The following is a 13,554-nucleotide window of genomic DNA, read 5'->3' as shown; positions in this document are numbered from 1 at the left end:
GAAAAATGCTGACTATACGACTTTTTCGACAGACTGAAAGAGACGCGAAAGCGTCTCTTTTTTAGGAATGGAAAATGAAATTTGGTTATCGTTCTATCATCACGTTCATTCTCCATTCTCAATTTTCAATTATTCCCTGATTTTCTGCTCGGTTTACTTATCCGAACAATTGTGCTATACTATATACTAACAAAGTATTCCCTCCGTGCATAGGCTGATAGCAGGAGGGAACGCTCATGTCTGTTTTTCTGCAATCGGTTCTGGCGGTATTTGCCGCGGTGGGATTTTACACCGTGCTGCACACGGTGTACGAAATCGTCTCCGCGCGGCTGCTGCGGCTGCACGGCTCGGCGGAGCTGACGCTGTACGGCGACGGCTGCGATGCCGTCAGCGAACACCTGATCCGCGCGGCACTGCGCGTGCGGCGGCAGTATTTTCCCGGTCTGCTGATCACATTTGTCGAAATCGGCAGCGGACAGGGACAGAACATCGCCAAGTACATGGCGGCACGGCAGGACATAACCTATCTGGAATGACAAGTTGGGACGGTGGGACGTTGGACGAAAGAGAATATTTGATCGTGCGCGGCACGGTGCAGCAGATCGTTTACTACAACGATGAAAACGGCTACGCCGTGCTGCGTCTTGCTGCGGAAAACGGAGCTGAGGTCACGGCGACCGGCACGTTTCCCAACATTGGACTGGGTGAGGAGGTCATTCTGACCGGCTGCTGGGTGACGCACCCGACCTACGGCGAGCAGTTTGCGACCGAGGCGTTTGAGCGCCGGCTGCCGACTTCAGTGCGCGGCATCGCAGAGTACCTCGGTTCGGGGCTGATTCGCGGCATCGGTCCGCGGCTGGCGGCAAAAATTGCGGAAAAGTTCGGTGAAGACACGTTTGACATTCTTATGCACGAGCCGGAGCGTCTGTCGGAGCTGCGCGGCATTACCGACCGCAAGGCGAAGGAGATCGGCCGTCAGTTCACCGAACAGAGCGAAATGCGTCTGCTGATGGACTTCCTGAGCGAACACGGCCTGCCGGTCGCGCTCACGCCGCTGCTGTATAAGCGCCTGCACGAAAGCGCCATCGACGCGCTGTGCGAGAACCCGTATCTGCTGTGTGACCCATACTATGATGTGGATTTCAAGCTGGCGGACGGTCTGGCGATGGAGCTTGGGCTGTCGCTGCTGAGCGATGAGCGCGTGGACGCGGGCATTCTGTATACGCTGACCTTCAACCTGAACAACGGCCACACGTTCATCCCGGTGGAGAAGCTGCTGTACGCGGTATGCATGCTGCTGAGCGACGATGACGTGGTCGTGGATGAGGACCGGGCGCTGCACGGCATTGCCCGTCTGGAGGAAAAGGGGCGGCTGGTGCGTGAGCACATCGCGGACCGCGACGCGGTCTATCTGCGCGACATGCATGACGCGGAGGCCTATCTTGCCGAAATGCTCAGCTACATGGCAGAGCGCAATTATGAGTACGATTTTGATGTGGATGAGCTGCTTTCCGCGCTTTTGGAGAGCAGTGAGTTCACTTTTTCCGAGAAACAGCAGCTTGCGATTTCAACGGCTGCACGCAATGGTCTTGTTATCCTGACCGGCGGCCCGGGCACCGGCAAAACGACTACGGTGCGCGGCATCCTGCAGGTGTTTGAGGCACTGGGACTGGACACGCTGCTCGCCGCGCCGACCGGCCGCGCGGCAAAACGTCTTTCCGACCTGACCGGCATGGAGGCGAAAACTATTCACCGGCTGCTCGAGGCAGGATTTGCGGGCGGCGGACGCACGGTGTTTGCCCGCAGTGTGACCAATCCGCTCGAGTGCGACGCGGTCATTCTGGACGAGGTGTCCATGGTGGACATCACGCTCATGCAGGCGCTCATCAATGCGCTGCCGCACGGTGCGCGGCTCGTGCTCGTCGGTGATGCCGATCAGCTGCCGCCGGTCGGTCCGGGCAACTTCCTGCGCGACCTGATCACCTCACATCGGGTGCCGACCATTCAGCTGACTGAGATTTTCCGTCAGGCGCAGCAGTCGGATATCGTTATGAACGCGCACGCGGTCAACGCGGGTGAAATGCCCAGGCCATCCGGCGCGGACGGCGACTTTTTCATCATGAAACGGGCGGATCCGGCGTCTGTTATCGAAACGGTGGCACAGCTTTGCGCCCAGAGATTGCCCAAGCACTACGGCTTCACTCCTGCACAGATACAGGTGCTTTCGCCTGCCAAGCGGCACGGCAGCGGAACCATTCCGCTCAACCGCCGTCTGCAGGAGGCGCTCAATCCGCCGAGTGAAAGCAAGCTGGAAAAGCGCTTCGGAGACACCATTTTCCGCGAGGGCGACCGCGTGATGCAGGTGCGAAACAACTACGACATCGTGTGGGAAAAGCAGGGGGACGACGAGCAGGGAACCGGCGTGTTCAACGGCGACGTTGGCGAGATCATCCGCATTTTTCCGCAGCAGGAGTGCATGGTGATTCGCTTTGACGACCGCATTGCGACCTACACCTTCGATATGCTGAACGAGCTGGAGCTGGCGTATGCCGTTACCGTACATAAATCGCAGGGCAGCGAGTTTGACGCGGTGGTGCTCGCTCTGTCGGACGGTCTGCCGCGCAAGCTGCTTACGCGCAACATTCTCTACACCGCGATCACACGCGCGAAGCGCCTGCTTGTTATCGTCGGCAGTCAGGATGTGGTAGCGTATATGGTAAATAACAACCAGAAGGGCAGACGGTACAGCGCGCTGAAAGCCCGTCTTAGATTAGCCGATACTCAGTAAAAGGTGCTGATAAAATGCAGAAGAAAGAGAAAAATACCCGCAAGGGATTTACGCTGGTGGAATTGATTGTTGTGCTGGTCATTCTGGCGATCCTTGCGGCGTTTATGATACCGGCGCTGATACAGTACATCGAGAGAAGTCTGGAGGCATCCGACCTTATCGAGGTACGGGCGGCGTATATCGATGTGCTGGCTGCGGTTACGGAGCAGGACAGCGAAAATATGAGCAAGACGGTCAGGCTGAAGCAGAAGCAGGATGACTGGCAGTCGAGAGATCCCATTACAATTGCAGGCATTACCCATTCTAAGGCGCAAGGAGATACCGCGAACTGGAAAGGAATCCCTACCGCGGGCGGAGAATGCGAAGTGTACTATGACAGCGCAAAGGCTGTGATCGTGTTTGACTGGAAAGGCAAGAGCACAGCGGACAGCACGATCAACTGGGACGAGAAGCTGCACGGCATACTCGATAAGACCGGCATTTTGTCGAAACTGAACTATAATCAGTATTTTGAGATCGACTCGAAGTGTCCTAATTCCAGTATGGTGCCCCAGGTGAAGAAAGAGATCGGAAGCGACAGCCTGCTAAACAGGGGTACATGGGCGTTTCTCGGCAGTTCCACGAACGAGAGCAACCGCTATTTGTTCTGGACATCGGTCGATACAGATACCGTCGGTGCGGGCAAGCAGATACCGGTCATTGTCAGCCGGGCGAGCGGCGGCTATTACATCTCCGAAACGATTACCGCGGCCCGGAGCGTCAAGGAGGGCCAAAGCTATGTTGGCTATGTTGCGATTGCGGACCATATCAACAGTTTCAACACCTTTAAGGATTATACCACAGGAACGAAATATGACACGCTGGCGGAGGCGTATGCAGCCTATAAAAAACAGGTGGAAGACGATGTAAGATTCCAGCAGTATAAGAACACGCTGCCGGAGTGATGCCGTTTTCTCTGTCGAATTTTCGGTATTTGCCCCGGAGTCTTGCAAATGGCGCACAAAATCTGTATAATGGTAATACTGTCAATCCACGCGAACAGAGCGCGGAGAAAGGAATGAAATATGGCTTCTTTTCTGCAAAGAATCGCGAAAAAGATGTCGCTTTTTTCAAGCGATATCGGCATCGACCTCGGCACGGCAACCGTGCTGGTCTATGTAAAGGGCAAGGGTGTTGTACTTAACGAGCCGTCCGTTGTGGCGGTGGACAAAGTTTCCGGCAAAATCCTTGCCGTGGGCGAGGAAGCGCAGAGCATGCTTGGCCGTACACCGGGCAACATTGTCGCCATCCGTCCGCTGCGCGAGGGCGTTATTTCGGATTACGAGATGACCGAGCGCATGATCAAGGAATTCATCGCAAAGGTGCAGGGTATCCACCTGTTCAAGCCGAATGTGGTCATTTGCGTGCCGTCCATCATCACCGAGGTGGAGGAGCGTGCTGTCATTGATGCGGGCACGCAGGCGGGCGCAAAGCGCGTTTTTCTGGTCGAGGAGCCGGTCGCGGCGGCCATCGGCGCGGGCATCAACATCAACAGGGCCAACGGCAATCTGGTGGTCGATATTGGCGGCGGCACGACCGACGTGGCGGTTATTTCGCTCGGCGGCATTGTCGAGTCCACGTCCATCAAGGTCGCGGGCGATAAGTTCGACGAGGCCATTGTCAAGTACGTCCGCCGCAAGCACAATGCGCTGATCGGCGACCGCACGGCAGAGGAGATCAAGCGCACGGTCGGCTGTGTGTATCCGCGCAGTGAGGAAGCGATCATGGAGGTCAGGGGACGCTGTCTGATGACCGGTCTGCCGCGCACGTTTACCGTAAGCTCGAGTGAGATTCTCGATGCGCTCGAGGAGGTCTCCTCGGCGATCGTCGAGGCGGTGCACTGGGTGCTCGAGCGCACACCTCCCGAGCTGACCGGCGACATTTCCGCCAACGGCATCACCATGACAGGCGGCGGTTCGCTGATCTGGGGCTTCGATAAGCTGATCGCTTCCAAGACCGGCATTCCGACGCGCGTCGCGGACGAAGCGGTTTCGTGCGTGGCGTACGGTACCGGCAACTGTCTGGAAAACCTGTCGAAAATGCAGGACGGCACGATGAATCTGTCGCGGCAAAGACAAATGAAAGCGCGCTGACGCTTTATAGGGGGTATCCATACCCCTGTATGCAATTTGCAAGCAAATTGAAATTTTTAAGATTGGCTTTATTGTGGGGCAGGTGAATCTTGATGAGTAAAAACGTAGTTGCAACCATTCGAGAGGACGCACCGTTCGTACCGGCGGGACGCTATTACTTATTTTCCGAGCCGGCGGCGTGGACGCTGATGCCGACCGACGAGGGCAGCGGGCAGCTGCCGCTCACGCTGGACAAGGGCGCGTACACGCTTACCGCGGACGCGGCACTGACCGAGCCGGACGAAATGCAGGGCATGCTTCGTGTGTACAAGCTGCGCCCGATTGCGCTGACCCTGACCGACAGCAGCGGAAACCATGCCGCGCTTTCCGTGTCCTACGGCGCGGACAATCTTGCGGTGCTGCAAAGCTGGGGATTCGACTGCCGCAGTGCCGGTGAGCCGACGGACAAGCCTGCGGAAACCTTCACGGTTGCCGTTAAAAACGGCGGCGGACTGCTACCGAAGGGCAAGCTGGAGGTCTGGCGCGACGGTGATGCGCTGCGCTTTTTCCGTCGGGATAAGGGCCTCTACACGGGCAAGGGCAGCCTGCAGAGCGGTGAGTTGCCGGTTCGTTCGATTCGCTCGGTAAAAGCAGCGGGTGAAGTGCGTCGAGAGGCGTATCAGGTACACGGCACAGAGGGCGGTCTTATGACCGGCAGAGCGATCGCGATCGGTTCGGCGCTGGCACTTGTCTTTGGCTTGTTCGGTACACTTCTGCTGAATATTATCGGTCTGGTAATCGGCATCGTGATCGGCATAATCGTCGGCATTCAGACCAGTTTGCAGGAGGGTGAACCGGACCGTACGGAATACCGCGAGGTAGACGAGCGCAGCACAGCGGTAGAGATTGACGCACCGACAGGCGGTGCTGCAACTTTGTTCTTTGAACCGCAGGCAATGGAGAGCTTCGCTAAATTGCTGACGTTCGAGGAAATGCGCGGAGAAGCAAGGAAAACTGCACCAAAGGCGGATATGATCGACCAGTTGGAGCGGCTGGCTGGACTGCACGAAAAAGGGCACCTGACAGATGAAGAATTTGAGCAGGCGAAAGCGCGTCTGCTCGGGAAAATCTGAGGAATTTATGACCGAACAGGAAAAATATATGAAGGCCGCGCTCAAGCTGGCGCAAAAGGCAGCGGACGAAGGCGAAGTGCCAGTCGGCGCGGTGGTTGTCTGCGATGGCAAGATCGTCGGACGCGGACGCAACCGACGGGAAACCAAAAAAAACGCACTGCACCATGCAGAAATCGAGGCCATCGAGAAGGCGTGCAAAAAGCTGGGCGGCTGGCGGCTGCACCGCTGCGATCTGTACGTTACGCTCGAGCCGTGCCCGATGTGCGCAGGTGCGCTCATCAACTCGCGCATGAAAACCGTGTACTACGGCGCACCCGACCCGAAGGCCGGTTCGTGCGGCTCGATGATAAACCTGTTCGCACTGCCGTACAATCATCAGCCCGCGCTGGTGAGTGGCGTGCTGGAGCAGGAATGCGCGGACATTCTGCGGAATTTCTTCCGCGAGCTGCGTAAAAAACGGAAAGAAATCCGCAAAATCGAAAAATCCGCAGTCTCGGACGCGGAATGATAGCAATAATTGTCTAAATTGCTATACGAGAGTAAGTCATGCGTCTCGGACGCTTGATATAGTATGTAAATTAAAAGGGGTAAAAACAAGCAATGCAAAGAGAAAGACTCGGCTCGCGCCTCGGCTTCATCCTGCTTTCCGCAGGCTGTGCCATCGGCGTGGGCAACGTATGGAAGTTCCCGTGGATGGTCGGTCAGTACGGCGGCGGCGCGTTCGTCGTGTGCTATGTGCTGTTCCTGCTCATCCTCGGTCTGCCGATCATGACGATGGAATTTGCCATCGGCCGTGCGAGCCAGAAAAGTCCGGTGCGGGCGTATCAGGCGCTCGAGAAGCCGGGCAGCAAGTGGCATATCCACGGCTATCTGGCGATGATCGGCAACTACCTGCTGATGATGTTCTACACCACCGTGTGCGGTTGGATGCTGTACTACTTCTACCTGACGGTCAGCGGCCGATTTGTCGGCGCGACCGGTGAGCAGGTGCAGGCAGCCTTCCCGGAAATGCTCGGCAAGCCGGTGGTTATGACGGTCTGCATGGTTGCGGTTGTTGTCATCGGCTTTATGATCAACTCGTTCGGCCTGCAGGGCGGTCTGGAGCGTGTTACCAAGGTGATGATGATCATTCTGCTGGCCATCATGGTTATTCTGGCGATCAACAGCATCATAACCGAAGGCTCGGGCGAGGGTCTGCGCTTCTATCTGATTCCGGATCTCGGCCGTATGCAGGAGTGCGGCATCGCCAATGTTATCGTTGCCGCGATGAATCAGGCGTTCTTCACGCTGTCGCTCGGCATCGGCGCGATGGCTATCTTCGGCAGCTATATCGGCAAGGGCCGTGCGCTGCTCGGCGAGGCCGTCAATGTTGCGATTTTGGATACGTTCGTAGCATTTACTGCCGGTCTGATCATCTTCCCGGCGTGCTTTGCCTTCGGTGTGGCACCGGACAGCGGTCCGAACCTGATCTTCGTTACGCTGCCGAATATCTTTAACCACATGGCGTTCGGCCGCCTGTGGGGCAGCCTGTTCTTCGTATTCATGGCGTTTGCTGCCTTCTCGACCGTCCTCGCCGTGTTCGAGAATATCATGTCCTGCTGCATGGATCTGACCGGCTGGAGCCGCAAAAAGACCGCAGCCATCAACATCGTGCTGATGATCCTGCTGTCGCTGCCGTGCGTGCTCGGTTTCAATGTCTGGTCCGGCTTCCAGCCGTTCGGCGCAGGCTCGAATGTGCTCGACCTCGAGGACTTCCTCGTGTCCAACATCTGGCTGCCGCTCGGCTCGCTGTTTTACCTGTTGTTCTGCACCTCCCGCTACGGTTGGGGCTGGAAGAACTTCAAGGAGGAGGCCAACGAAGGCGGCGGATTCAAGGTCAAGGATAATATCCGCTTCTATGTAAGCTATATCCTGCCGATTATCGTGCTCATCATCTTTGCACTCGGCATTAAGGATAAGTTCTTCTAAAGAAATGCGAAAAGCACCGCGAAAGCGGTGCTTTTTTCGTATCCGGAGCAGTGATTGAGAATTGAAAATGGAGATTGACCCTGCGGTAAAGCAATGTGCAGATGGGTTGCACGGCGGGGCGCCCCAGTGTGGCTTCTCTTGCCCTTAGGGCAATTCACCTTGTGTTGCTCTACACGATATATGCTAATTATATATACCATAATAACACGGTACACCGCAGGGTGCGCCGACCCCGGCGCATCGCATCAAACAAATTGGCAGGTGCATAACCGTAGGGGCGGACATTGTTCGCCCTAAACACGTTTGATAGGGCGTTGCGTGGGCGCACAATGTGCGCCCCTACAGTAAAGTATTTCTCAGCAGATAAAATTCGCAGGTGCCGTCCGTAATAACGCGGAAACGAGTTGCGCAACACGGGTATCCCCCAGGGGACCCTCTCTTGCCCTTCGGGCAATTCACCTTGTGTTGCGCCTGCGGAGAGTAGCCGATATGTGTAGCAGTAGATTATCTGTGAACTGCGAATAGGCGGAGAAAGACACGCAAGAGTAACCCGACTGCCGTTTTCCTTTTCGAAGCGGTCGCCGGTCTCTGGTATGCGTCAGATTAGGAAACAAGGAAAAGGTAGGAGTTCAAAGAGGAAGGGCACTCATTTAATCCGCGCACGGCGCGGGAACAATGTTTAGCAGCCTGCGGGCAAACCGCAGGTGTCCCTTCCTTTTTGCCCACCGCCGCGGGTGCGGCGAACCTCCCAGCCAAAGGTTGGCTCCAATTTCGCATCCGATAGCACGCATATAAACCCCAATCCCGCATAAGCTGTTGCAAGAAGCAAAAAAAGGAGGCACCCGCCATGCAGGAGGAAAAAAGCGCAGTCTATACCGTAATCTTAGGCGTATGCCTGCTCCTGTGCCTGCTGATGCTGGGAAATATGCTGATGGGCAGGGCGGATACCGGAACGGCGCCTGCCGCACCTGAGGAGGGCGATGCAATGGAATTTCACATCACGGAGGACGATATCGCGTCTGTGCTGACCGAAGCGCTGCCGTTTCCGGTCGAGGGCACGGCGGTCAAAATCAGCCGTGACGGCACGATTGCCGTGACGGCAGCCGTAACCCGTCAAGCACTGACGGAAAGCAATCTGGTACCCGGCAAGCTGCGCACGGCGCTGCTGTTTCTGCCGGAGCGCTGCAAGCTGTACGGTGCGTGGAGCGCAGCTGTTTCAAACGGCAAACTCAGCCTTACCTGCCGGACCATCAAGCTGGAAGGCTTCACCTTGCCCGAGCAGACCGCTCAGGCACTCTCCGATGCGTTCGCCGCACAGTGGAATATCCGCATGGAACAGCGGGACTTCACGCCGCAGACCATACAGTGGCAGGATGGGGAAGCGGTGCTGCTGGGATAACCGCTCTCAATAGGCAAAAGAAAAATCCCTTCGGAAAACCGAAGGGATTTCTGGTATGTAACCTTACTCAAAAATTACGCGGCCTGCGCCCTGATAGCGGGTCGCATAGCTGCCGGTCAGCGACGAGTACTTAACCACATCGCCCGTGTTGGGTGCGTGAATAAACTGGTTACTGCCGACATAAATGCCTACATGGCTGATGGACGAGGTACTGCTGCCGAAGAATACCAGATCGCCCGGCAGAAGATCGTCGCGGGAAACACGGGTGGTTGCATCATACTGTGCCTGAGCGACACGCGGGATGGAGCCGACCGTGTTCTTGAACACATAAGAGGTAAAGCCAGAGCAGTCAAAGCCGCTCGGCGTGCTGCCGCCGTATACATACGGAACACCGAGGAACTGTGCAGCATAGTTCAGCACGCTCTGGCGCTTTGCGCTGATCGAGACAGAAGCTGCGGTGTTCGACGGGTTGATCGCCGTACCGGATGAAGCAGTTACGAGGTAGTCCGCACTGATGTAACCGGTCGTGCCTGCGTAGGATACCTTGCTCCAGCCGTTCGAGGTGCTCAGCACGGTAATAGCGGTGCCGTTCTTCAGCTCACCGAGAACGGTGGACGAGGTGCTTGCCGCAGAGCGGAAGTTTACGGTAGAGGAGCACTTAACTACTGCTGCCGTACCGGTGGACGCGGACGTGTTATTGGATGCCGAACCGGTAGTGGACACGTAATCCGACTTGATGTAGCCGGTCTTGCCTGCGTAGGATACCTTGCACCAGTCGTTTTCCGTGTCGAGAACGGTAACTGCGGTGCCGTTCTTCAGCTCACCGTAGCTGGTGGACGAGGTGCTTGCCGCCGAGCGGAAGTTTACGCTGGTGGAGCACTTTACCGTACCGGCGGTGCCGGTGGTAGAGGTTACGGTGTTCGACGGAGCGATGGCGGTGCCGGCGGAGCTGCTTGCGAGCGTGATATAATCCGGATGGATATAGCCGGTCTTGCCATTGTATGTAACCTTGTACCAGCCGCTGCTTACGCCGACTACATTTACCTTGGTGCCGTTCTTCAGCTCACCGTAAGAGGTGGACGAGGTGTTCGGCGCCGAACGGAAATTTACACTGCTCGAGCACTTTACAGTGCCGGTGCCGAGTGCAACGTCGGTTGCGGTGGTGCCGGTCAGGTACTCGCCGCTGACGTAGCCTTCCTTGCCGTTTACGGATACCTTGTACCAGCTGGAGCTGTTATTCAGTACCGCAACCGTGGTACCCTTGGAGAGGGTCGTGATCACTGCACCGCCGGGGGACTGACGCAGGTAAAGCGAATCTGCGTTTACCTTGGCCTGAAATACTGCCAGCGAGTTCGGCAGGACCATCGACATCGCAAGTGCACCGGAAAGTGCGAAGCGAGCGAGTTTTTTAGAAAAAGACATGAAATTGAAGCCTCCGTTTCAAAATGGGAGAAAACAGCCTTTACACTGCCGCAGAAAGCTGCGGGGAAGTCTTACTTCGTGTGCAGTGCTCTGCCGAGCCAGATGGATGCAATATCCATCGCTGCCCACATGCTGTTCTTCTCGGTTTTCTTGACGATACGCTCTTTCATACGTACGTTGGGATCGGTCTGCTGAAGCTGTACGGATACACGCTTTGCAACCGGCAGACCCTTGTAATCACTAGATTCGAGGATCTGCATCATAATGATGTGAGAGTCACTCATCGAGCCGTAATAGATGATGTTTTCCTTACGCATCAGCGGGTGACCCTTGTATTCCAGAAGGTTATTCTTCTTGGTGGTAGGCATTATCTGCACTCCTTATAGTTACAAAATGGTTACATTCCAAAGTTACATTACGGTTACAGTATAGCATGCTTGAACAGGTTTGTCAAACATTGTTTTGAAATTTCGCATTTTTGTGATAAAATAGAGCCTGTCAAACGCGAAAAAAACGCAGGAATCGACAGCGAAAATCCACAGCGGCCGCACGCGCACGAGAGTAAGGTTACAAACGCTGTAACCCAATCAAACACCATAGGCAACACCCCACAATTAAAGCTGCGGCTTCTTGTGCAGGCTCCGGTCGCACTGCCGCGGCGCTTTGCGGTAATTTTGTGTCCTAACTTCGTTGTAATTTCACGGTAATACATCAAGTATTACCGCAAAACTACGCCTCGTTAGTACGCAAAATTCCTCGCAAATCGCTCTTGTTCAATTATGCAGTGTTACCTATTATATATAGGCGTTCACAGAGCGCGTGTCGGGCCGCTGAGAGCAAAGGAATGTACATTTGTGAAATTTGCTTTTTTCACCTTGGGCTGCAAGGTTAATTTATTTGAGACGCAGGCGCTCAGTCAGCTGGCGCAGGTGCGCGGACATGAGATCGTGGATAAGGACGCGGACGCCGTGATCGTCAACACCTGTACGGTAACATCGGTGTCCGACCATAAGAATATCCGCGCGTTCCACAAGCTGCGGAGAGACAATCCGAACGCAGTTATCGCGGCGTGCGGCTGCTTTGCACAGACCGACCCGGAGCGTGTCCGCGCCACCGGCGAGATCGACCTCATCTGCGGTACCAAGGATAGGGCGCAGGTGATCGACCTGTGCGAGCAGGCCGTCAGCGGACAGGCTGTGCAGGTGCATGAGAGCGAGGACAGCGGCTTTGAGACTCTGCCTGCCGGCATCCCGCACGGCCGCACGCGCGCGCTGCTCAAGATCGAGGACGGCTGCAACAACTTCTGCACCTACTGCATCATTCCGTATGCGAGAGGGCGGGTGCGCTCTCTGCCGGTCGAGCAGGCGCTCGAGCAGACGGCGCGGCTGGCTGACGCGGGCGTGCACGAGATCGTGCTGACCGGCATCGAGATCGCGTCCTACGGCAAGGACTTCGAGCCGCAGGTGCCGCTCACCGAGCTGCTGGAGAAGCTGCTGACCGCGCAGCCGAACGTGCAGTTCCGGCTCGGCTCCCTCGACCCGAGGGCGGTGGACGATGCGTTTTGTGAACGGCTTGCCGGCTTTGCCAATCTCGCACGGCATTTTCATTTGTCTATGCAGAGCGGCTGCGATACCGTTCTCCGGCGCATGAACCGCCACTACACGAGCGAGGAATTTTACCGGTGTGTCGAGCGGCTGAGACGTGCGTTTCCGGACTGCTCGGTTACGACTGATTTGATTGTCGGCTTTCCGGGCGAGACCGAGGACGAGTTTGCGCAGACGCTGGCCTTTCTGGAGAGATGCGCGTTCGCGTCCGTCCATGTATTCCCGTATTCCGTGCGCGAGGGCACAAAGGCGGCCGCCATGCCGGGTCAGCTCGATCAGCAGACCAAAACCGCCCGTGCCGAGCGGGCAAAGCAGGTGGCAGAAACGCTCAGCATTGCCTATCGAAAGCAGTTTGTCGGCCGCACGCTGTACGCGCTGCCTGAGCACCCGACCGGCGGCCTGTGGGCGGCGCACGGACGCTACGGCTTTCCTGTATATATAGAGGATAAGGCGGAGAAAAATCATCCGGTCACCGTAAAGGTTATCGGTCTGTACAAGGACGGCGTATGGGCGAAAATTGAGAATTGAAAATTGAGAATGGAGAATGTGTAACCACTTTCGGCCTCTTACCATAGAATGTAATGAAATCTTTGATAGGAGGAAATGACAGTATGTGTTCTTCTAACGGCTTCTGGGGCGAAAATTCCTGGTGGTGGATCATCATCCTTATCATCCTGATCTGGGTATGCTGCGGTCAGGGCAGCGGCGGCTGCGGTTCCTGCGGTACCTGTGGTGATAATACCTGCGGCGGCTGCGGTAATTGCGGCAACTGCTGCTGCTGAGCAGCCGACATATCCGCAGAAGGGAGAGGCACCGCGTGAGCGGTGCCTTTTTCGTTTTCGCGGTATAGGGCAACCGGGGGATGCGAACCACGCAGGCGGTTTTTTCGGCACCGGCTGACCGGGGGATGCGAACTGCGTAAGCGTGTTCGCCCCTAACGGGCGGGAAGTTTTTCGCTGAACCTCAGCGGGGAGTGCGCCTACCCGGCGGGGGCACAAGAGGGTAGACACCTGCGGTTTCCACCCTCTGATTTTCTCCCCTTTCCCTTGGATAGTCTGGCGCAGATTGCCGACATGTGACCGCAGCGAAAAGGGGAACGGCAGAGGGGTTTTTTTACCGTAGGGGAGCA

12 protein-coding genes are annotated in these 13,554 nt (G+C 56.4%); 10 read left to right on the top strand and 2 right to left on the bottom strand.

Annotated elements, in window-relative coordinates; translation table 11 throughout:
• Positions 1-236 precede the first annotated feature (236 nt).
• The 8 genes from PGS25_RS02090 (at position 237) to PGS25_RS02055 (ending at position 9,399) form a co-directional block, all read left to right on the top strand.
• Positions 237-536: a hypothetical protein gene (locus PGS25_RS02090; protein ID WP_116705137.1), complete on the top strand. Its 300-nt coding sequence runs from the start codon at positions 237-239 to the stop codon at positions 534-536.
• Positions 537-556: 20 nt separating this feature from the next.
• Positions 557-2,788: an SF1B family DNA helicase RecD2 gene (gene recD2 / locus PGS25_RS02085; protein ID WP_270417530.1), complete on the top strand. Its 2,232-nt coding sequence runs from the start codon at positions 557-559 to the stop codon at positions 2,786-2,788.
• A 14-nt stretch (positions 2,789-2,802) separates the two neighbouring features.
• The gene (locus tag PGS25_RS02080) at positions 2,803-3,732 is read left to right on the top strand and encodes a type II secretion system protein (RefSeq protein ID WP_270417529.1); all 930 of its coding nucleotides are present in this window, start codon (positions 2,803-2,805) and stop codon (positions 3,730-3,732) included.
• Positions 3,733-3,885: 153 nt separating this feature from the next.
• Positions 3,886-4,920 (top strand): rod shape-determining protein, encoded by a 1,035-nt coding sequence (locus PGS25_RS02075; protein ID WP_110437242.1) that lies wholly within the window; start codon positions 3,886-3,888, stop codon positions 4,918-4,920.
• A 92-nt stretch (positions 4,921-5,012) separates the two neighbouring features.
• Positions 5,013-6,032 carry an SHOCT domain-containing protein gene (locus tag PGS25_RS02070; RefSeq protein ID WP_270417528.1) on the top strand — a complete coding sequence of 340 codons (1,020 nt, stop codon included), beginning with the start codon at positions 5,013-5,015 and terminating at the stop codon, positions 6,030-6,032.
• A gap of 7 nt (positions 6,033-6,039) precedes the next feature.
• Complete coding sequence (gene tadA, locus PGS25_RS02065) at positions 6,040-6,540, top strand: tRNA adenosine(34) deaminase TadA (protein ID WP_270417527.1); 501 nt, start codon at positions 6,040-6,042, stop codon at positions 6,538-6,540.
• Between the two features lie 92 nt (positions 6,541-6,632).
• Entirely contained in the window at positions 6,633-8,000 is a 1,368-nt protein-coding gene (locus PGS25_RS02060; RefSeq protein WP_270417526.1) for a sodium-dependent transporter, read from the top strand.
• Positions 8,001-8,847: 847 nt separating this feature from the next.
• A complete protein-coding gene (locus tag PGS25_RS02055) occupies positions 8,848-9,399 on the top strand; it encodes a hypothetical protein (RefSeq protein WP_118729546.1) in 552 nt (183 codons plus the stop codon).
• Positions 9,400-9,462: 63 nt separating this feature from the next.
• Here PGS25_RS02055 and PGS25_RS02050 read toward each other — a convergent pair whose 3' ends face one another.
• Together PGS25_RS02050 and PGS25_RS02045 are read right to left on the bottom strand one after the other, a co-directional pair.
• Positions 9,463-10,821, bottom strand: coding sequence for a C40 family peptidase (locus PGS25_RS02050; RefSeq protein ID WP_270417525.1), 1,359 nt, complete (start codon positions 10,819-10,821; stop codon positions 9,463-9,465).
• A 71-nt stretch (positions 10,822-10,892) separates the two neighbouring features.
• Entirely contained in the window at positions 10,893-11,189 is a 297-nt protein-coding gene (locus PGS25_RS02045) for a hypothetical protein (RefSeq protein ID WP_110437114.1), read from the bottom strand.
• A 486-nt stretch (positions 11,190-11,675) separates the two neighbouring features.
• Between PGS25_RS02045 and mtaB the strand changes: the two genes are divergently transcribed.
• On the top strand, positions 11,676-12,953 hold the full coding sequence (mtaB, locus tag PGS25_RS02040) for a tRNA (N(6)-L-threonylcarbamoyladenosine(37)-C(2))-methylthiotransferase MtaB (protein WP_270417523.1): 1,278 nt from the start codon (positions 11,676-11,678) through the stop codon (positions 12,951-12,953).
• Positions 12,954-13,036: 83 nt separating this feature from the next.
• Positions 13,037-13,207 carry a hypothetical protein gene (locus PGS25_RS02035; protein ID WP_199667396.1) on the top strand — a complete coding sequence of 57 codons (171 nt, stop codon included), beginning with the start codon at positions 13,037-13,039 and terminating at the stop codon, positions 13,205-13,207.
• The last annotated feature ends 347 nt before the right edge of the window (positions 13,208-13,554 follow it).

This window comes from Butyricicoccus sp. AM78-15b2TA (assembly GCF_027665985.1).
GTDB lineage: Bacteria > Bacillota > Clostridia > Oscillospirales > Butyricicoccaceae > Agathobaculum > Agathobaculum butyriciproducens.
The sequence above is the reverse complement of the archived record's forward strand: the minus strand, read 5'-3'. Positions and strand labels throughout refer to the sequence as shown.